The organism is Pseudoalteromonas sp. NS-SX12, from assembly GCF_057367955.1.
On sequence record NZ_CM170635.1, the window covers coordinates 527,761 to 548,609 of the forward strand.

A 20,849-nucleotide genomic window follows, 5' to 3' on the forward strand; every position below is an offset into this window, starting at 1 on the left:
TAAGGCAATTTTTTCAGGACACATTGGTAAATGACGGAACAAACACAACAATCCGCTTTAGAACAAGGATCATACGACCTTATTAAGCGCCGCCTAAGCAACCTAGGAAGTGATTTAAAATCATCAGTTGATGCCATTAATCAGCAACGTATTGATAGCTTCGGCAGTACCGAGCTGCAAGTTAAAGGCCGCGTACGCGTACGTACCGAAAATAACTGTGTTCCTCGAGACATTGTGATCATTGGCGACAAATTAATATTCGCTTACAACGTGTTTATCGGTTTGAAGAAACAAACCAGTATTCACGATGTATTTAGCGTACAAAAGCTAACCATAGTGGATGACCATTTTGAGATCGATAACTACCCAAGCGATACCCGTTTTTTAACGGATAGCCGTTTTATTCGTGACTTTGAGGAACTTTACACTTATTACAAAGAAGCAAAGCTACAACATTTGTTTGCCCAACATGGCAAACTCTATGCCCTATTCCAAATCGGTGACAAGCTCAGCGACGTAAGAGTGTTTCGTTGGCAAATTGAAAACGATAACACCTTAAACTATATCGACAACCGCGGCGAAAGAGACATTCAAAGTCGCCAAGACTACGATTTTGAATGGGAAAAAACCTCGCGTGAAAACCATGTTGAAGGCACTCACCCGCATATAAATGTGTGTGATAAAATCTTTATCGATACCAAAGGTGGATCGCTTACTTTCAAAGTTGAAAACAACACTAATTCTGGCCAGGGTATCTACCAAGAGTCTCTAGAAGACAAAAATCAGTCTTTGGCTGATTGCGATTTAGACTATGCCATTGTTGGTGATCTCGTACTGCTAAAAATATTGCCTTATCGCGAAAAAATCGTTCGTTACTATATTTACAATACACGTAGCCAATCGATTGTGCGGCAAGATGCCCTAGCACATGCCTGCGTATCTTTACCAGAAGATCATGGGATTATTTATCCCGGTGGTTATTATCTGCAATCAGGACAATCACGCTACTTCGAAGATAAACTAAACGACTTAGAGTTTCATAAACAGTTGCGCTCACCTAACGGTGAAGATGTACTGTATATATTTTATGAGCCAAGCGAAGGCCGTTACGCCCTATTCGCTTATAATATAATTGAAAAAAATCTGCAAAACCCTATTTATTGTCACGGCTATGGCGTTTACCAAGATGGCTTAACTGTTACTTTTAAAGCCGAAAAAGACGAAGCTGAACGTGTACATCCATTGCAAATTTGGCAAAGTCCCTTCGTATCGGCTGAGTATGCAGCAAGCGCGCCTGCACCAACCGATACCTTTGGTAAGATTGGTAACCCCGATTTAGTACGCGGTATTTCAGATTTATTCAGTGTCTGTAGAGCTATCCAAGAACAGAGCGCAACACAAAATCACTATGAAGATCTTATTGCCTTAGCACGTGCCATTTTCGACCGTTATCATTGGTTAAGCAAAAAAGAGTTCGATAAACTAAACAGCGAACTGCACAACGTACTTGAAACTGCAGAACAAGTGCTCGATGAGTTTGAGAAAGTCACTCAAATTCAAAACAAAGCGAAAGAAGCGCTTGATGACATCGAACTACAAATAAACAATGCACTAAAAGAAATTCGCCCTGATAGTTTTAAATTTGCGAATCAATTTGTTGCAAGCCTTGCTACACTCAAGCAACTAAGCGGTAAAGTTATCAGTCTTGAAGATGTGAAATACATTGATATCGCTGCACTCACCCAGCTGCAAAACAACATCACAGCACAAGAAACACAGCTAAGCAATGCAACTGCATCGTTCTTACAAAAAGCCGAAGCGCTAGCGCCTTATCATAAACAACTTGATGACATTTCCGAGTTAAGTGAAAAAAGTGAGGGTGTAACCGAGCTTAATGACTTCCTTGGCAAACTAGATGCATTGGCTGCAGAGCTTGATTTACTCAATCACACGATGCTTGACCTAGAGATTGATGATAGCCGTGTGCGCACTCAAATTTTAGAAGATATAAGTAGTGTTTATGCGCTCGTAAATCGCACAAAAGCCAGTATTGAAATAAGACGTAAAAGCTTAGGTTCAGTCGAAGCAAAAGCAGAATTTGCCGCGCGTTTTAAACTCTTTTCGCAAAGTATCACAGGTGCATTAAATAGCGCCAATACACCACAAGAATGTGATGAGCAGTTATCTCGTTTACTGATCCAATTAGAAGAGCTTGAATCACTTTTCAGTGATCATGATGAATATTTAGCTGAAATTATCGCAAAACGCGATGACGTTTATGAAAGCTTTGAAGCACATAAACAAAAGCTACTTGATGAACAACAACGTCGCGCCCTATCTCTGACTAATGCTGCAGAACGTATCTTACAAGGCGTAACTCGTAGGCTATCTAGTTTTAATGAGCTCGATGCGCTAAACAGTTATTTCGCTGGCGACCCAATGATAGGCAAGCTGCGTAAACTAATAAAAGAACTGCAATCTCTCGGCGACGAAATTCGTGCAGATGATCTAGAAGCCAAGCTCAAAGCCACGCGCGACCAAGGTATTCGCGCGCTGCGAGACAAACAAGACATTTATACAGATGGTGGTAACACCGTTAGTATTGGTAAACACGCATTCAGTGTTAACAATCAAGTACTCGATTTAACGCTGCTTCCACGTGACGATGCACTTATGTTCCACCTCACTGGAACAGATTACTTTGAACCAATTACCGACCCCGACACGTCAATAAAAATGCTCGCTTGCCAAGAAATATGGCAACAGTCTTTAATTTCTGAAAGTAGCCAAGTTTATCGCGCAGAGTATTTGGCATATCAGATCCTTAGCGCGGCGAGAACGCAATATCAGGGGCTCACATTAGAACGCTTAATTTCAGCGCAACAAGAATCTCAGTTATTACCGTTAGTTCAAAAATTTGCCGAGCCAAGATATCAAGAAAGCTACGACAAAGGCATTCACGATCATGATGCAGCTATTATCTTGCACAATTTATTATCTCAACAACAGAGTTTAGGCTTGCTGACATTTCCAGTTTCAGCCCGCTTTTTAGCGCAATCATTGTTTATCTCTTTGTCTGAAATTGAGCGTGATACACTTAAAAGCCAAGCTCAAAATAGCCAGCTAATGAGTAACGAATTTGGCAATGATCAATTTAAGCTTTCACTGGCAAATCAACTAACAGAACAGCTTGAACAATTTAGTGAAAATTTAGTAACTGTCGCACCATTGCTTGGGGAGACCTCTTATACGCTCGCTGCAGACTACTTGATAGTTGAGCTTGCTAGCATGCCAAATGAGTCTCTACAGTTTACTATCACCACACAGGCAAAAACGGCAGCTGAGCAATTTATTGGTTCAGCTAAAAGCAAACGGTTTTGGCATACGTTAGCTGACACTGTTAGCAAACTCAACACTTTTGATGACCAAGCGGCACTAATAATTAATTGGTTGAATGCGTATTGTAAAACAAACGAAGTCGATACTCACACCGCGATTGAAGCTGCAAGTTACGTTTTGTTTAGTCACCAATACCAAGCAACGTTTGTTGAAATCGACAGCAAAATCGAAAATCAAGTAACAGGTCTAATGGGACAGCATGCACGGGTTAAAGAACAAATCATGGAGCTCGATTATGCTGAGTTTAGTCAACGCTTAAGCCAGTATAGTAGCGATGTAGTGCCACGTTTCGAGCAATACCATGCGCTTAGAAAGGAAGTCATTGCGTTACAAAAAGATAAGTTACAATTGGATGAGTTTAAAGCTAAGCCACTCAGTTCATTTGTTCGTAACCAGCTAATAGATAAAGTTTACTTTCCAATTATCGGTGATAATTTAGCAAAGCAAATTGGCGCGTCTGGTAAAAATAAACGCACTGATTTAATGGGTATGTTACTGCTTATTTCGCCACCGGGTTACGGTAAAACCACCTTGATCGAATACATAGCCAATCGCTTAGGTTTAACATTCGTTAAAGTAAACTGCCCGTCAATTGGACACGACCAAATATCACTCGACCCCGCACAAGCAATTAACGCTACAGCTGCAAAAGAAATCGAAAAGATAAATCAAAGCTTTGAAATGGGTAATAACGTGATGTTGTATCTCGATGATATTCAACATACAAATCCTGAGTTTTTACAGAAATTTATCTCTTTGTGTGATGGTTCTAGACGAATAGATGGCGTTTGGAATGGCAAAAGTAAAACCTATGATCTGCGCGGCAAAAAGTTCTCCGTTGTGATGGCGGGTAACCCATACACAGAATCAGGTGAATCATTTAAAATTCCAGACATGCTTGCAAACCGTGCGGACATTTATAATTTAGGTGACACCTTAGCTGGTTGTGAACAAGAATTTGCCATGAGTTTTATTGAAAACTCACTGACCTCAAACGCTGTACTTGCGCCACTTGCTAACCGTAATATGCAAGATCTGTATAAATTTGTGCGTATTTGCCAAGGTGAAGACATCTCTCTAAACGAGCTAGAATATGGATATTCACAAGCAGAAGCGAATGAAATTACCGCAGTACTCGACAAACTAATGCACGTAAGAAATACCGTGTTGAAAGTCAATGCCCAATACATCGCGTCTGCAGCACAAGATGATAGCTACCGCACCGAGCCGCCATTTAAACTACAAGGCAGCTACCGAAATATGAACAAAATGGCAGAGAAAATCGTAGCGGCAATGAATGATGAAGAGCTAGAAAATTTAATTCAAGATCATTACCGCGGTGAAGCTCAAACATTAAGTAAAGGCAGCGAAGAAAACCTGCTGAAACTCGCTGAACTGCGTGGCACACTGAGTGAACACGACAATCAGCGTTGGCTGCAGATAAAAAAAGATTACAGCAGTAAAAACAAACTTGGCCAAGCTGGAAGCGCTGAAATGATGGCTGTTGAGCAGCTCGCTAATGTGCATAGTTCACTCGAGCAAATAGGCGAAAAGTTAAATGCAAACACCCTAATGCATAACTACGCTGAACAATTTACGGCGCTAAGTGACTCACTCGCAAAGCTTGATAGTTCGCAATCATTTGAAACGCTAACATCTGCTTTATCTGAACAATTAGCAAACACACCGTATCAAGATTCACTTGCCCTGATTGCTAAAAATATTGCTGAAAATAACAGCGGCGCTACGCTTGATAACATTGCAGACATTCTCACTCAGCGCAATGAGCACAGCACAGAATATGCTGATATGTTCGCAAACCTCACTAGCGCGATTGCTAAACCTAAACTTGCCAATGTAGAGCAATTACTTGCTAAGTTGGCCTTAGCACAAGACAATACGGCACATTCAGTCAATCAGCAAAATGACATATTACTTGAAACGCTGACACGCAATAACAGTAATGACTCGCTATCACAAATCGCAGTCGAGTTAAGTCAAAGCAATGAAAATAAAGGCCACCAGCTTGAAAAGCTGCAAAGTCTAATTGAAACACTCAATACACCAAAATTAAGCGAAGTAGAAAATCAGCTTGCAAAACTTGCTGAATCACACGAAAACATGCTTAACAACTTGAGCAAACAAAACGAAGTTGCATCAACGCGTAACACCCTGCTAGATAAAATCACTCAGCAAAACCAAGAACAGTTAACGTGTAGTCAACAAACTCAACAAAATGCAAGTGCGCTTGCGCTAACATTGCAAAACCTTGCTGACGTGCAGCAACAAAATTTGGAAAGGGACGCAACGAGTGATGTTAACGAATCATTATTAGCACAATTACAAACCATTGTTCAAAATAGCCAAACTCAAAGCAATGATATCAACCAACAATTAGCCACAATAAGCAAGACAATAGAAACGCAGCAAACCTTATCACAACAGACCCTTGAGCAATTAATTGTGGCGCTTTCAGCTATTTCGCCAAAAGTCACTGTCGATAACCATACCGATCCTAAAGTGGCTGAAGCAGTAGCGGCCGTGGCCCAAACCATTGACGCTTCACTACTACCTGTGCTTAAAATTATGCAACACAAAGTAAGGCTCGACCACGATGTTTGGAATAAAGTTGACGCTGTTTCAAAGCAATTAAAGTCGATTGATAACTCTTTTGAAGAGCCAAAAACTGTGTTAACAGAAGATGATAAAGACATCATTGTGTCTTAATTTAAAATAAAGGGCTCAAGTAACTGAGCCCGTCAAACAACATAAGTAGTAACGCTATGCGAACTTTATTTTTTCTAATTATTACTCTATTTTCATCGGCAACATTTGCAACACCTGACAAGCTATTTTTGTTACGTCACGCAGAAAAGCGCGATGGTATTAATCCAAACTTGTCTGAGGCGGGTAAAGCCCGTGCAGAGCACCTCGTTAGCATGTTAAAAGACAAAGAAATTAAGCATATTTTTAGCACTAATTACAACCGCACCTTAGAAACCGTAAAACCGCTTAGTCAAAAATTGGGCATTGTGGTAACCCATTATAACCCGCGTCAGTTAACCGCTTTGGTTAAACAGCTAAGAACATTAAAAGGCAATACCGTAATTGTTGGGCACAGCAACACCACACCACAATTGGTAAAGTTGTTAACCGATCAAGATGTCACTATTAATGAAGATCAGTTTGATAAGCTGTTTGTGATTAAAGGCGCCACGTTAACCCAGCTTAGTTCTAATAATTAAACCTTAGCTTTGAGCAAGCAGCACCCATTGGGGTTTGCTTATAAATACGGGTAACTCACTATTGAGAGCCCGTATTATTTAGCTTATTAAATACATAACTACACATTTTGCACTTTTCGAAAATCCGGCCACCAAACACACCACGTAAATACCGCCAATCATTTTGAAATACGATTAAATCGCTGTGCTAATTCGTTAAATGTGCAAAAGCCAAGGACCAATGGGTAAACATGGTTATTTTCATCAAGGTAAAACAAGGCGGGAAAACCCGTTACGTTTAACTGCTGTGTAATAGCAAGATGTTGTGTCAGCGTTTTTTGCGTTTGTTCAGACTTAAGGGCGTGAACAAACTCACCTTTATTTAATCCAATTGTTGCGGCACATTCAATTAACGTGTTTTCTAACGATGGGTTTTGCGCCTTTTGGTAATACGCTGTTTGAATTGCATTGACCATTTTTTCGGCCCCATTTTCCAGTGAATCATTTGCCACAATCTCCGCACGACACGCTAAATAGGTTGAGCGATACGGCGTATTGCACTGCCAATAATCATGATTAAATGTTACCTGTGTTTTCGCTTCAATTTGCTGCCAATAGGCGGCAATTGTAGCGCGCATTTGCTCGCTCATGGGCTGGTTGTTATCGGGGGCTAGTCCGCCCATAACCCATTCAACATGGATACCTGAATGCGTTTCAAAAAACGCTTCCAGTTCAGGTTTAAACCCGTAACACCAAGCACACATTGGGTCCATTACATATATCAAACGCATATTTTCGCCTTAACTACACACACTGGCTTTACCTGTTTTACGCAGCGCATAAGGACTACCCTGCTCATCTAATACCAACGCTAACCACTGACCCGTGTGCGTACTATCAAATAAATTCGAAGACGCCATTAATTCAGCAACAACCTCACGTTTTATTTTTATTAAAGTCGAACCATCACAGCTCTCTAAATGCCAATCTAATTGCGTATTAAGCACCTTAACGGTCATTATATTTGTATTATCTGATGCGTTGTTAAAGTGTCGATTTAAGTTCGCTATTTGCGCATTACGGTCATTTTCTAACGCATTTTTTTGAGTCGTAATAAACCAACTTAGTGTTTCTGATTGACGTTCTACTACAGCCACTTGATAGTAATTCGCTTCATTGATCTGGCTATATTGAGGCGTAGCCTCACGCTGCACTTGGTTAAACACAACAAATCCGAGCATCGTTAACGCAGCAATGCTCATGGCAAATTGAAGACGGTAAAAAAGTTTAGATTTTGGTTTTTTTATCGACTGGGCAATAATGTTATCGCTAAATTCACGCCTCTGCTTTACGCTTGAGTGCAGTTGTTGTTTGCGCTTTTCATAGAGCGAATCAATTAGTTCGTCTGCTTTATTACTCATCTGCGTACCCTTTCAACATATTGCGTAAATTTTGTTTTGCGTAGCGTAGTCGTGATTTTACTGTCTCAAACTCGCACCCTGTAATATGTGCAATTTCATCAACCGAAAACCCTTCTTTTTGCAGAATAAACGCTTCTCGTTGGTAAAAGTTGAGTGCGTTAAGCGCACTATCAAGTACCGCCAACATGTCATCGCCGCTCACTTCTTGTGATTGGCCGCATACTAGCTGCACATCATCTAGCTGAGTCAGTTTATTTTGACTGCGAAATTCATCAATTAGTAAGCGCCTTGCAATCATAAACAACCAAGATTTAAACGAAACTGATGTTTTAAATAACGCTTTTTTTTCAATCACTTTAAGCCATGTTTTTTGACTAATATCTTGCGCAAGCACTTGATCTGACTGACTTACCAGAAAGTGATATAAATCGTCATAATAAGCATCTACCAATTGATTTAAATACCGCTTTTTCCCTGAATCACGGTACCGCACCATGATTTCCTCTGCGCTGAGGTCTGCACTAAGCCAAGTAGTCAAAGTTAACAGCATCTATAACGACTCCTTTTGCTCGTTGATCCAACTTTTGCGTAGGCGCTGTGTTAGGGATTAAGCGTATTTATGAAAAATACGCTCGTAAAGCTTTTTAAAACAACACAATAAGTCATTTACATTCGCAAAAACAATCCCCTAAACATAACAGCACTTTATTCTTGCGCTAATTTAAATTCAAGCAACACTGACTGGTTTGTCTGAATATGTGCCACCCCGTTATCAATAGAGGGTTTATACTTCCAGCGTTTCAACGCCTTTAGTGCAGCTGTATTAAAAACACGTTTAGGTTCAGCAGCAATTACTTGCGCATCGATAACACGGCCGGTTTTATCAATACTAAACGTCAATTCTACCCAGCCCTCAATGCCATCGCGAGCTGCACCTACAGGATACTTAGGTGGCACACGCACAATTGGGCTTGCCTGCCCACTTTGCGACATAAGGCTAGGCCCACTGCTTGGCATACTACCAATAGACACATTTAAGTTGGGTGCAAATGTTAACGGAACATTGCTCGACACATTTGCTGGCGCTTCTATAACACGCTTCGGAGGCTCCGATAATTTTGGAGGTGGTTGAATTTTAGTTTTCTGCTTAACCTCTGAAATTTCGCGCGCTTGGTATAAAGCAATATCAATTATTGGCTTGGGCGCATCAACAATTCGATTTGGCGATTTAATTAAAAACTGCATAAACGCGAACAAACTAAATGTCACAGCCAACGCAGCAATAAAGCAAAGTGCTAGTTTTAGTATCGGCGTTTGTGACTCGAAAGTATCAAGTTGCAATAACATAGGCTTTCCCTTTTTTAATTGAGTTACCTATAAAACGCAGCGCCATATAAAAAGGGGTAAAATTTTTTTAATAATTTTGAGTTCAAACCTCAACCTTTCAAATTATAAAACTTTATCAACGCATTACACCCCGTTTTGGTCCAATAAATTCAATAAAAAAAATCGCTTACTTAAGTTAACGCCCATTTCTTTTCTAAAACTTTTTAAACCTTTTTAAGCCCTGCTACGACTTATTAAATAACCAAAGCGATAAATGCTTTACTTAACACACAATAGGAATAGCGATATGAACACTTCAAATGCGTTTGATTTATTATTTACGGCAGGTTTAACTACATTTGTTGTTGCAAGCCTGATTACTGCGGGCATGACATTAGCACTGGTAACAGGAACATTAATTGGCGCAAGCTACCTCGTGTTTAAATAATTTAACACATAGCTTAAACACATAAGGGGCTATATATGGCACTAAACTCTCTAAATTAAAAAAGCACTTAGCTTGGCGCAAAGTGCTTTTTTATTGTGCCTGGTTTACCTTAAATTCAATTGTTAACGTGTTTACACGCATTACTCGAATCAACGCTTATCGTTTTCTTAACACCCAATAAATATTAAACTAATAAGTGCTAAAAAGGTGCACGCATTTATTTATCGGCTTGCTTAATTGCCAATGAGTATTTTGAGTCTGCTTTTATAATTTCCACCCACGCTAATTTTTTAGTGTCTGACGGCTTATCGTAGGTATACACGCAGCGTAATACTTTCTCATTTTCACTTTTAATCACCGCACCTTGTGAGTATTTAAGTTGTTTATCGTCGTAGCAAAACTGTGTATTTTCATCTTGCTTTTTTACGTCTGCACTTGTGGTAAATGATGCAAAAACAGCAGAAACGGCCAGCACTGTTAATATTTTTGTCATTGGAATGTTTCCTTACATTAATTAATTTTTTAAAAATAGTGTGTTACCGTATTTTATCTTTCAACTTCAATAAGTCTTATTTCACTATGCCATAAGCGAGTCATCGTACTCGTAACCCGCCTTAAACATTATGAGTACGGTTGATTATTGAGCGAATAATTTTAGATTCAACCGTGTTACATAACCTATAAATAGCGAGTTTTACTCGCTACGACGATAAACGGTGTCACCGCGGCTAATGGTTTCAATCACCTGTAAATCTTTTAACGTTTCAGGTGCTACTTTAAGCGGGTTTTTGTTCAAAATGATTAAGTCGGCCTGTTTGCCCTCTTTTAAACTACCTTTACTGTGTTCTTCAAAGTGCTGATAGGCAGGCCAAAGCGTCATTGATTTTAAACCTGTGTAGGCATCTACACGCTGATCGGGTCCAAGCACTTTATGTGTCCGCGTAGTGCGATTAACCGTTGCATCTAGCACTCTAAAAGAGCTTGGCAATGCCACTGGCGCGTCATGGTGACTGCTGAAAATCAATCCCGCATCAAGCATGGCTTTAGTTGGTGAAATAAAATCAGCGCGCGGAAGACCTAACACCGAGTCGCGATGCCAATCGCCCCAATAAAAGGTATGCATTGGGAAAAGCGCAGGGAAAATACCTGCATCTTTTAATCGTGCTACTTGATCTTGTCGTATTGTTTGGCCATGAATTAATACCGGGCGACGGTCTTTTTTGCCAAGTTTGCTGTTAGCTTTTTCTACAGCAGTAATAAATTGTTCAATTGCCGCATCACCATTGGCGTGGGTTAATACTTGCCAATCATTTTTAAATGCGGTTTCAACATAGTTATAGGCGGTTTCATCTTTAAATGTTGGGTAGCCAACATACTCATTATTTTGCCCATGAGGTGGATGAAAATAGGGCTGTGTTAACCACGCTGTTTTGCCTTGTGGTGAGCCATCAAAATTTAACTTAACACCACCTATGCGAAAATGATTTGTGTACGTTGGCGCATTGTATAGCGAAGTCATAAAGTCACTGCTCGTTACCATATCGGCATATGCAACAACATCTATTAGCAGTTGCCCTTTGGTTGATGCGCGTTTAAGCGCTTGATAACCATCGGTGGTTGCACGGCCCTCTTGCGCGGTGGTGTAGCCAAATTTCGCATACATCTTTTGCGCCGCTTCTAACATAGTGTCTTGCAAGCTTTGGTCGATGAGTTTATTGAGGCTAAATAACACTGCAAAGTGTGCGTTTTCTTCAAGCACACCGTTTGGCTCTTTGCTACCTTCAATACGGCGAATAACACCGCCCTCTGGATTAGGTGAATCTGCGTTGATTCCGCTTAGTTCGAGCGCCTTACTATTTGCCACACTTAAATGGCCCGAAGTGTGCACAATCAACACCGGCTTGTCGGTACTTACCTTATCAAGGTCCTCTTTAGTAGGATAGCGGTCAAGTTCTGCATCGTCATAGCCAAAGCCTAAAATCCAACCTGTTTTCTCGATAAATAAGCGTTGCGTTTGCTCTTGGTCAGCCGCTTTTAATATCTCAATAATGCTGTCTACTGTATTTGCTTTTCCATCAGGCGGCGGTAAAACATTGGCCACCACGGCTTGAAGCCCTACACCATAAACATGGCTATGCGGGTCAACAAACCCCGGTAACAGTGCTTTACCTTTTAAATCAATCAGTTTTGTTTTACCAAACTTATGCACCATGGCACTTTTTTTATCACCGACAAAAATGATTTTTTCGCCAAGGGTTGCGATTGCTTCTGCGTATTGAGGCGTATCACCTTCCATAGTTAATATGTCACCACCAAAGTAAATTCTATCGGCTGCTGTTACTGCAAGCGGTTTTGAAACTGCCTCACTTTGTGTTGGTTTTTCTGAAAAACAGCCTGTTAGTGTAAGCCCAACAGCGCCTGCTATCATCCAATGCCATTTCATAACGTACTCTCCTTTACTTAAGCTTGTGAACTTGTTTTATCAATTCGCACTCACTAAAACCAGTAAACCGCATCTCATTCAAAAAGGGAACAAATTATTTAAGCGCTTGTTATTTCAGATCAAAAATTAGCAGCTGTCGGTCTCTCAAGTTAACTTTTCTTGTAATAGCTCAACAAACTTTCTAACTTTCGGCGATAAATGCTTACGGCTTGGATATACCGCATACACATGAACTTCCGTCGTTGGAAAATCGGTAAACAGTACTTCAATATCGTCATTCTGCAACGCCTCTGCTAAAAAAAATTCGGGCAAGCGCACAATTCCATGGCCGTCTAACGCCATTGCCAATTCCATATGGCCGTTATTGCTGCGAATACGTTCTTTAACAGGTACCGTAAACTCACTGCCATTTTTATCGATAAAGTCCCATTTATCGGCCTTTTTTAAATTGCTATAACAAATGCAGTGATGATTAGACAGCTCACGCGGGTGATGAGGTTTACCATAACGCTCGATGTATTTTTTACTGATTACCGTATAAGTTGGGTAACTGGTTAAACGCTTACAAATTAACGTAGAATCATCCAGAGCGGGCGTTGCGCGAATCGCTAGGTCGTAGCCTTCGTTAATCAAATCGACTTTTTCGTCACTGATATTCCACTCTAAACTTACATTGGGATAAAGCGATAAATATTCCGACAATGCAGGCTGTAACAACCCTTTACTCAAGCCAAGCGGACAGCTCACTTTTAAACTGCCTTTCGGTTTTTCATCACTTGGTGAGATAGATTGCAGTGCCTGCTCAGTATCATTCACCAGCTGCTCGCAGTGATTAAAAAACACTTGCCCCTCAGGCGTGAGTGAAATAGAGCGTGTGGTTCGATTTAATAAGCGCACGCCTACACGCTCTTCTAACTTACTGATTACTTTACTAACATGGGAGTTTGAGTGATTCATCGCCTCAGCAGCTGCACCAAAACCCCCCAGTTTTACCACTTGCACAAAAATGGGAATACCATCAAATATATTATTAGCCATATGGAAACAGTATTTTAATTTTATAAGTATTAATATCGTAAAGGAATTAATATAACCTTATATTCAACAAGTCAAGGTAACTACTTAATTAGAATTCGTGTCGGAGAGCATTATGAAATTATTAGCATTCGCAGCAACAAACAATAGCCAATCAATTAACAAGCAACTAGTACAATACGCATCATCATTAGTAGATGCAGAAGTTGAGATTTTAGATTTAAACGACTTTGAAATGCCAATTTACAGCCAAGATCGTGAACAACAAGGTGGCATTCCAGAGCAAGCACAAACCTTTTACAAAAAAATTGGCGACGCAGATGCCGTTGTAATTTCATTTGCTGAGCATAACGGTTCTTACACGGCGGCGTATAAAAACCTATTCGATTGGACATCACGAATTAATATGAAAGTGTACCAAGATAAGCCAGTTGTATTAATGGCATCATCTCCAGGTCCTGGCGGCGCACAAAGTGTATTAGGCGCAGCAACAGGCTCTGCAGGTTTTTTTGCGATGGACGTTAAAGGTAGTTTTTCACTACCAAGCTTTTTCGATAACTTTGATGTAGAAAAAGGTCAAATTACCAATGATGAACTTGCAGATGAACTTGCAACTGTTATGGCGCAGCTTGGTTAATTAAAACGTAACACTTACGTTTTATTGTGAGGTTAAAACACCCTCCCCTTCAACAGGTGCATTGCACCTGTTTTTTTATGCTGAGCGTTTGATACTCTGAAGTAATTTTTCAACTTCTAACCCAAAGTCACGTTACTTTTAAAACCACGCTTTTAGCTCGCTTGCCATTTTTTACTACAAAATAGTAAAAACCATTTGCATCTTTCAGTTTAAAAAACTATTTTGTAGTAAATTAAGCCTTGATAGTGTCCATAGGTGGTTTGTGGGTAAAAGTGATAAATTTTTAGGTGAGTTTGAACAAATGGTTTTGCTTGCCTTATTACAACTAAAAGAGAACGCTTATGGCGCGGCTATTCGTCAACTTTTAGACCAACAAATTAAACGCACCGTTGCTTTGGGTGCACTTTACGCCACCCTTGAACGGCTTGAAAAAAAGGGCCTAGTGTCATCAAAACTTGGCGAGGCAACGCCTGAGCGCGGCGGTCGCCCAAAGCGTTTTTTTAAAGTAACGAATGATGGATTAAAAGCGTTACAGCGGGCAAAAGATGCTATGGATACCCTTTGGCAGCACGTGCCAAATCAGCCCTTTGAAGTATAAACGGTGAACACCATGGCTAAAAACAATGTAAATCCACCTAAGCTCGCTGCTTGGCTAATTGCGCGCTTTACACCAAAACACCATCAAAATGCCCTATTAGGCGACTTGTACGAAGAGTATTCTCTACTGCAAACGCAAAACCCATCGGTTGCAAATTGCTGGTTTTGGCATCAAACCTATCTTTCAGGTCAAACGGCATTTCATCGCCTAGTTACTAACGCGAATGTTATTAAAGGCGTTACTTTTAGTATCGGACTTACCATTTTTACAATTATTGCCCTCTTGGTAATGTGGTTAAGTAGCATGGATAACGTTGATGGCTTTAGTGACGGTTTTTGGCACTCACTGTTAAATGGCAATATCCACCTCGCCTTGCTCGAAGGGGCATTTTGGTCAGGCACACCTGAATATGTGATGAAAAGTGTCGATGATGGCATTTGGTCGTTTATAAAACTGTTTATTGATGTTCCGGCTGTGATGATGGCGACAGTATCCCTCTTTGCTATTCGTTATTTAAGTAAAACCGCATCAATGCGACTACTTTGCATAGCGTCTTTATTAATGGTGTGTGTGCCCTACTTGTACGGTATGTATTTACTTAGCAATCAAGATTACGCGGCAACGCAAACCGGCCCTGTACTGGCTTGTATGTTGCTCAATGTGTTCTATTTAGTGCTGCCAAGCTGTTATTTTATTGCGAAACGCTTACACGTCGAACACAACAAAGTCTGGCAATCCAACAGTTAAATAACGCAAGAAGTATCGTCATGGAAAACCACGAATTTGTAGATGAAAAAGCCAAAGGTGCGCCTAATTGGATGACGACGTTTGCTGATTTAATGTCGCTTCTGATGTGCTTTTTTGTATTGCTGTTATCTTATTCAGTGATGGATGTCGAAAAGTTTAAACACATTGCGGGCTCAATGAAAAAAGCCTTTGGTGTGCAATCAGAAGTAATGTTAGAAGATATACCTAAAGGCACATCGGTTATCGCTACCGAGTTTTCACCAGGAAAACCAGAACCCACGCCAATACAGTCTGTGCAACAGCTTACAACTGAAAATGAACAACGTGACTTACAAACGCAAAAAACTGAAAGTTATGTAGCTAAAATCAATCTAAAGTTAAAAGAAACCTTAGAGCACTTGCTTAAAAGCGAAATTGACAACGAACTAATTGAACTTGAAATGCTTGGGCAGCAACTGATTATTCGATTAAACGAGCGCGGCAGTTTTCCGTCTGGTTCAAGCTTTTTGCAACCGCGATTCAAACCCGTTTTAACGACTATAGCTGAGCAACTCGCGCGTATTCCGGGGCAAATTTCCGTATCTGGGCACAGTGATGACTTGCACGTAAGTAATGAACTGCATGCCAATAACTGGGAGTTATCATCAAAGCGGGCGAATGCCGTGCTGCAAGCCTTACTCGGTTCAAATCAGCTTAACAGTAACCGCTTGCATATAGCGGCTTACGCCGATACCAAGCCTTTGCTGCCCAACACATCGCAACAAAATAGAGCTAAAAATCGCCGCGTTGAAATTGCAATTTCGCAAGGAAACGCGGTCGAACTTCAACCTTCTCAGTCTTTTTAGGAAAACCCATGGATTCAGCAAGTGGCTTTGGCCTTTCAATCATCATTTTAGCGCTGATTTTTGGCATTTTTGCCAGCGGCGCAGCACCAGAGGCATACGCAAATCTATCGTCTATTTGCATTGTACTTGGCGGCACCTTAGGTGCGGTAATGCTAAGTTATCGCTTATCTAAATTTATCGCTGCAATAAAACACATTAAATGGGTATTTTCTAAAACCACGCCCGATCTCTTCAACACCATGGATGAACTCGTTGAATTAGCTGAAATTGCCCGTAAAAGTGGCTTTTTAGGGTTAGAAGAAAAACCGATAAACGACCCGTTTATGGCTAAAGCAATTAACTTACTGGTCGATGGTCATAACCCTGAAGCCATTGAATTTACAATGAATCGCGATATTTTGCATACTCGCCAAAATAACAACGATGCCATTAAAGTAATGAACAGTTTTACCGAACTTGCACCTGCTATGGGCATGATAGGTACATTAATTGGCTTAGTTGCGATGCTAATTGCAATGGACGATCCAAAAACCATCGGGCCGCAAATGTCAGTCGCGTTATTAACGACTCTATATGGCGCATTGATTGCCAATGGCATCACTGGTCCTTTTGCTAATAAACTGGGCGAACGCGCAGAAGAGATAAAGCATCATATGTGTTTAGTGCGTGATGGTGTGATGCATATTGCCAAAGGGGATAACCCAAAAACCATGATGAATTTGTTAGCTGGCTACTTAGGTGAAGATTTAATATCTAATGCAAGCTTTGTTGATGAAAAAACTAGCGCCAGCCAATAATCATTTTGCTATAGTAAATCGCTGATAACAAAAACAGTTTTAGGTTGCCCAACAATGATTTTAGGCTTAAATCATATCACTATTGCGGTGAGCGATTTAGCTCGCTCCCTTGAGTTTTACATCGATGTACTCGGTTTCAAAGGGCATGTGAAATGGCAACACGGAGCATACTTATCTGTAGGCGATTTATGGTTTTGCCTAAGTGTTGATACACCTTCAACACGAACTGACTATTCGCACATTGCATTTGATATTGCTAAAGCGGACTTTGATAGCTTCAGAACGCAGATAACAGAGCACAATATTCCTCTTTGGAAGAATAATAAAAGTGAAGGCGACTCGCTTTACTTTTTAGACCCCGATGGTCACCAATTAGAAGTGCATGTCGGCTCGTTGAAAACGCGCCTGCAAGCACTCAAACTACGCCCTTACGATAACCTTGAATGGTTATAAACGTTCAGATTTAATGGAGTAAACATTGAAACCAATTTTATTTATTTTAACTATGCCATTTGAAGATGGACCTGGAAAAATGTGGGTATGCTCTCATTGTGCGATGATAGAGGGTGCACTACAGTTTAATCCGCATTGGCAACAACACCTGGATATTCGCCGCATTGAATTTGCTAAACCAAGACAGCAAGTGGTTGAATTACTTGGCGAAGAAAATCAGTGGTTGCCAGTACTTATTCTAGAAAACAAGCGTACCATCACCGATCCAGTAGCTATTATCAACCATCTAGCGAGCGAGTTTGGTGGCGCTGCGGCGCATCCATAAATAAGATACAAAAACGAGGCACACGTTATTTGATTTAAGTATGCCTCGTTATTTATAGAGTTAGTGCGTTATTTATCGCTCCACACAGCAAATTCGTTGCCACAAGGATCGCTAAAGTGAAAACGTTTTCCACCTGGAAACTCAAACGTTTCCACTACAATTTTACCGCCAGCTGCGGTAATTTTGTCTTGAGTTTCAGCCAAATTTGCACTGTAAAACACCACTAATGCTGAGCCTTTAGCTACCGTCATAGCGTTGTCACTTAAATAAAAGCCACCATCAATACCGGCATTATTAAACGCGGTATATTCAGGCCCGTAGTCGGTAAATTCAAAGGCAAAAACCGCATTAAAAAAGGCTTTTACCTGTGATAAGTCGCTGGCTGGAAACTCAAGATAGTTTATTTTTTCGTGTTGCATACGGCCTCCGTGTCTTCGCTAAAAATACTAAATAACCTGAACTTGGCTTAATACGTTAACTACCAATTTGTCATAGATAGATTTATTGGTTTAAACCTTCTCGCTTGATAATTTGTTATGCCAAATCCAAATCAAATTATAAAACTGCCTACCACAACGTACAGTAATAAACTGATTGCAGCAATCACCAAACAATACGGTAACTGGGTTTTCACGTGCTCAATATGATCGCACCCACTGGCGATAGACGCCACTATGGTCGAATCTGAAATTGGTGAAGCGTGATCGCCAAATACCCCGCCGCCCAAAACGGCTGCTAATAGAAACGCCGGCTCAATGCCTGTTTGTAACGCAATAGGTAGGGCAATTGGGAATAAAATGGCAAAGGTTCCCCACGATGTGCCCGTAGCAAATGCCATAATACCTGCAGTAATAAACAGTAACGGTGCAATCCAAAGCATTGATACTTCAGAGCTCATAAGGCCGCTAACGTAAGTGCCTGTGCCAAAGGCTTTTACCGCATCGCCAAAGGCAAACGACAACACTAACACCGCAACCGCTGGCACTAAGTTTTTAATACCTTTCAGGCTGTGCGATAGCAGATGTTTAATTGAAAATACCTTATCAAGTAACAACATCAACACAAGTACAAGGTAACTCGTCACCACGGCCCAAAGCACTGAAAACGAACCACTGCCGCGACGTAAATCTCCATCACCAGTGTAATAAAGTAAACCCAAGGTAATAAAAATAATGCCAAGCATCGGAATAACAAGGTATCGCGCTTTGCCAATCGTATCATTTTGTTCAAATTTTGATTCGACCTTGCTGCTGGCTGCTTTTAAAGGGCCAAACACGCGTCCGCTTAACGCCGTGTAATACACCACACAAATAACGATAATGGGATAAAAATTATAACCTATGGTGCTGATCAAAACGCCCACTTCATCCGATAAATTATATCCATCAAGCAAGCCTAAAATGTATGCGCCCCAGCCATTAATCAGCAATAGAATACTAATTGGCGAACAGGTAGAATCGAGAATAAAAGCAAGACGCGCACGCGATAATTTGTATTTATCAAAAATACTTTGTGACGCAAGACCCGCGGTAAACATACTTAAATTAGTATCGGTAAAAATGGACGACCCGATCAAAGTCGGAACCATCGCTGCTTTTCTATCGTTATCAACCCAATGCTTTTTATTCAGCGCGTTAATAAAGCCAGCCACACCACCACTGGCATTTACCAGCGCAAGCACCGCACCAATCAATAAACTAAATATAATAATGCGTTGGTTATAGGTGGATGTTGCGACATCAATCACCCCTGTAGTCATCGCGCTGACACTTGTTAATGGCGCAAAATTTGATGACATAAAGTATGTAAGTACTAACCCAACTACTAGGGCTTGAATTGCACTTTTGCGCCAAATGGCAACTAATATCGCCACAATCGGCGGGATAATGGTATAAATTGAATCGTTCATTATTATTCTCAGCACGCAATAAGCGGCTTATTTTGAACAGTTAAAAACATAATTGCAAAAAAATGCTCTAAACCAAGGCACTAAGCCAATTTTGATAGTTAGCATCTATCGGAATATGCGCGTGTTGCCAATCGTTATCGTGATAGGTATTTAAATAACGCTCGCCACTATCACAAATCAAACTTACGATAGAGCCCGACTGCCCTGCTTCATGCATTTGTTTTGCTAGGTGTAACATGCCAACAAGATTAGTGCCTGTTGAAGGGCCAACTTTTCGACCGAGTAAATTGGTTAGCCACATCATCGCTGCAATACTTTGTCCGTCAGGCACTTTTAACATATCGTCAATCACACCGGGTACAAATGAGGGCTCTACTCGCGGGCGACCAATGCCTTCAATGCGACTACCCGTTTGATTTGTCAGCGTGTTATCACCATTTTTATAAAAGTCATAAAATACCGAGTTATCTGGGTCTACTACCAACAACTGTGTATCAACACCTTGATAGCGCACGTAACGACCTATTGTTGCCGATGTACCACCGGTACCTGGACTCATCACTATCCAGCGTGGAATAGGGTTTGGCTCTTTAGCCATTTGTGAAAAAATACTCTCAGCAATATTGTTATTACCACGCCAATCGGTTGCCCGCTCAGCATAGGTAAATTGGTCCATGTAATGGCCACCAAGCTCATCTGCTAAACGTTGTGATTCGGCATAAATCTGTGTGGTATTTTCAACTAAATGGCATTTTCCACCATAAAACTCAATTTGCTTTATTTTCTCTTTCGCTGTGGTTTTTGCCATAACTGCAATAAAGGGTAAACCGAGTAATTTTGCGAAATAAGCCTCAGAAACCGCCGTTGAACCGCTTGAAGATTCAATAATCGGTGTATTTTCATTGATCCAACCGTTGCTAAGCGCATATAAAAACAATGAACGTGCTAAACGATGCTTTAGTGAGCCTGTTGGGTGCGTGCTTTCATCTTTTAAATAAAACTCAATATGAGGAAATGCCGTTAAATTAAATGGAATTAAATGGGTATCCGCAGAGCGGGTATAATCGGCGGCAATTTTAGCAAATGCCTGTTTTGTCCAATTGTTATTCATTTTATCCCTATTCATTGTCTATTAAGATAAAAACTGTAGTCTTACCATTAGCATAGAGATTACAGTTCCTAAAATCTATGTTATCTTTCTTAAACAAAACACAACTTCGTTAGCTGGCCAAGGAGCTTGAT

20 protein-coding genes are annotated in these 20,849 nt (G+C 40.6%); 10 read left to right on the forward strand and 10 right to left on the reverse strand.

What is annotated here, in order from left to right:
- Nucleotides 1–30: 30 nt before the first annotated feature.
- Entirely contained in the window at nt 31–6,126 is a 6,096-nt protein-coding gene (locus AC2IOM_RS16550; protein ID WP_486360483.1) for a DNA repair ATPase, read from the forward strand.
- Between the two features lie 56 nt (nt 6,127–6,182).
- The gene (locus AC2IOM_RS16555; protein ID WP_486360484.1) at nt 6,183–6,644 is read left to right on the forward strand and encodes a SixA phosphatase family protein; all 462 of its coding nucleotides are present in this window, start codon (nt 6,183–6,185) and stop codon (nt 6,642–6,644) included.
- A 158-nt stretch (nt 6,645–6,802) separates the two neighbouring features.
- On the opposite strand, the gene AC2IOM_RS16560 is transcribed toward AC2IOM_RS16555, so the two are convergent.
- The 4 genes from AC2IOM_RS16560 to AC2IOM_RS16575 all read right to left on the reverse strand — a co-directional run bounded on the left by AC2IOM_RS16560 (nt 6,803) and on the right by AC2IOM_RS16575 (nt 9,391).
- On the reverse strand, nt 6,803–7,414 hold the full coding sequence (locus AC2IOM_RS16560) for a DsbA family protein (protein WP_486360485.1): 612 nt from the start codon (nt 7,412–7,414) through the stop codon (nt 6,803–6,805).
- A 9-nt stretch (nt 7,415–7,423) separates the two neighbouring features.
- Complete coding sequence (locus AC2IOM_RS16565) at nt 7,424–8,044, reverse strand: hypothetical protein (RefSeq protein ID WP_486360486.1); 621 nt, start codon at nt 8,042–8,044, stop codon at nt 7,424–7,426.
- On the reverse strand, nt 8,037–8,594 hold the full coding sequence (locus AC2IOM_RS16570; RefSeq protein ID WP_486360487.1) for a sigma-70 family RNA polymerase sigma factor: 558 nt from the start codon (nt 8,592–8,594) through the stop codon (nt 8,037–8,039). Before AC2IOM_RS16570 ends, AC2IOM_RS16565 begins: the two co-directional genes overlap by 8 nt.
- A gap of 155 nt (nt 8,595–8,749) precedes the next feature.
- Nucleotides 8,750–9,391: a TonB family protein gene (locus tag AC2IOM_RS16575; RefSeq protein ID WP_486360488.1), complete on the reverse strand. Its 642-nt coding sequence runs from the start codon at nt 9,389–9,391 to the stop codon at nt 8,750–8,752.
- Nucleotides 9,392–9,677: 286 nt separating this feature from the next.
- On the opposite strand from AC2IOM_RS16575, the gene AC2IOM_RS16580 reads away from it, so the two are divergent.
- Nucleotides 9,678–9,818: a hypothetical protein gene (locus AC2IOM_RS16580; protein WP_158523471.1), complete on the forward strand. Its 141-nt coding sequence runs from the start codon at nt 9,678–9,680 to the stop codon at nt 9,816–9,818.
- Nucleotides 9,819–10,035: 217 nt separating this feature from the next.
- Here the strand turns inward: AC2IOM_RS16580 and AC2IOM_RS16585 are convergent, their stop codons facing one another.
- From AC2IOM_RS16585 to AC2IOM_RS16595, 3 genes are all read right to left on the reverse strand, one after another.
- Nucleotides 10,036–10,311, reverse strand: a complete 276-nt coding sequence (locus AC2IOM_RS16585; RefSeq protein WP_486360489.1) for a DUF1496 domain-containing protein — start codon at nt 10,309–10,311, stop codon at nt 10,036–10,038.
- Nucleotides 10,312–10,512: 201 nt separating this feature from the next.
- Entirely contained in the window at nt 10,513–12,261 is a 1,749-nt protein-coding gene (locus AC2IOM_RS16590; protein WP_486360490.1) for an amidohydrolase, read from the reverse strand.
- Nucleotides 12,262–12,405: 144 nt separating this feature from the next.
- Complete coding sequence (locus tag AC2IOM_RS16595) at nt 12,406–13,299, reverse strand: LysR family transcriptional regulator (protein ID WP_105172696.1); 894 nt, start codon at nt 13,297–13,299, stop codon at nt 12,406–12,408.
- Between the two features lie 112 nt (nt 13,300–13,411).
- Here AC2IOM_RS16595 and AC2IOM_RS16600 point away from each other — a divergent pair, with 112 nt between their 5' ends.
- The 7 genes from AC2IOM_RS16600 (at nt 13,412) to AC2IOM_RS16630 (ending at nt 17,698) form a co-directional block, all read left to right on the forward strand.
- Entirely contained in the window at nt 13,412–13,933 is a 522-nt protein-coding gene (locus AC2IOM_RS16600; RefSeq protein ID WP_138633498.1) for an NADPH-dependent FMN reductase, read from the forward strand.
- Between the two features lie 262 nt (nt 13,934–14,195).
- The gene (locus tag AC2IOM_RS16605) at nt 14,196–14,531 is read left to right on the forward strand and encodes a PadR family transcriptional regulator (protein WP_010558865.1); all 336 of its coding nucleotides are present in this window, start codon (nt 14,196–14,198) and stop codon (nt 14,529–14,531) included.
- Nucleotides 14,532–14,543: 12 nt separating this feature from the next.
- Entirely contained in the window at nt 14,544–15,278 is a 735-nt protein-coding gene (locus tag AC2IOM_RS16610) for a hypothetical protein (RefSeq protein ID WP_486360491.1), read from the forward strand.
- Nucleotides 15,279–15,298: 20 nt separating this feature from the next.
- Nucleotides 15,299–16,123, forward strand: a complete 825-nt coding sequence (locus tag AC2IOM_RS16615) for a flagellar motor protein MotB (RefSeq protein ID WP_486360492.1) — start codon at nt 15,299–15,301, stop codon at nt 16,121–16,123.
- A gap of 8 nt (nt 16,124–16,131) precedes the next feature.
- On the forward strand, nt 16,132–16,920 hold the full coding sequence (locus tag AC2IOM_RS16620; protein ID WP_486360493.1) for a motility protein A: 789 nt from the start codon (nt 16,132–16,134) through the stop codon (nt 16,918–16,920).
- Nucleotides 16,921–16,974: 54 nt separating this feature from the next.
- On the forward strand, nt 16,975–17,373 hold the full coding sequence (fos, locus tag AC2IOM_RS16625) for a fosfomycin resistance glutathione transferase (protein ID WP_486360494.1): 399 nt from the start codon (nt 16,975–16,977) through the stop codon (nt 17,371–17,373).
- Nucleotides 17,374–17,398: 25 nt separating this feature from the next.
- Nucleotides 17,399–17,698 carry a DUF3088 family protein gene (locus tag AC2IOM_RS16630; protein WP_486360495.1) on the forward strand — a complete coding sequence of 100 codons (300 nt, stop codon included), beginning with the start codon at nt 17,399–17,401 and terminating at the stop codon, nt 17,696–17,698.
- Between the two features lie 68 nt (nt 17,699–17,766).
- On the opposite strand, the gene AC2IOM_RS16635 is transcribed toward AC2IOM_RS16630, so the two are convergent.
- From AC2IOM_RS16635 to AC2IOM_RS16645, 3 genes are all read right to left on the reverse strand, one after another.
- Nucleotides 17,767–18,117: a VOC family protein gene (locus tag AC2IOM_RS16635; RefSeq protein ID WP_105172690.1), complete on the reverse strand. Its 351-nt coding sequence runs from the start codon at nt 18,115–18,117 to the stop codon at nt 17,767–17,769.
- Nucleotides 18,118–18,248: 131 nt separating this feature from the next.
- Nucleotides 18,249–19,607 carry a Na+/H+ antiporter NhaC family protein gene (locus AC2IOM_RS16640; RefSeq protein WP_336436005.1) on the reverse strand — a complete coding sequence of 453 codons (1,359 nt, stop codon included), beginning with the start codon at nt 19,605–19,607 and terminating at the stop codon, nt 18,249–18,251.
- A 67-nt stretch (nt 19,608–19,674) separates the two neighbouring features.
- The gene (locus AC2IOM_RS16645; protein WP_486360496.1) at nt 19,675–20,718 is read right to left on the reverse strand and encodes a PLP-dependent cysteine synthase family protein; all 1,044 of its coding nucleotides are present in this window, start codon (nt 20,716–20,718) and stop codon (nt 19,675–19,677) included.
- Nucleotides 20,719–20,849: the final 131 nt, after the last annotated feature.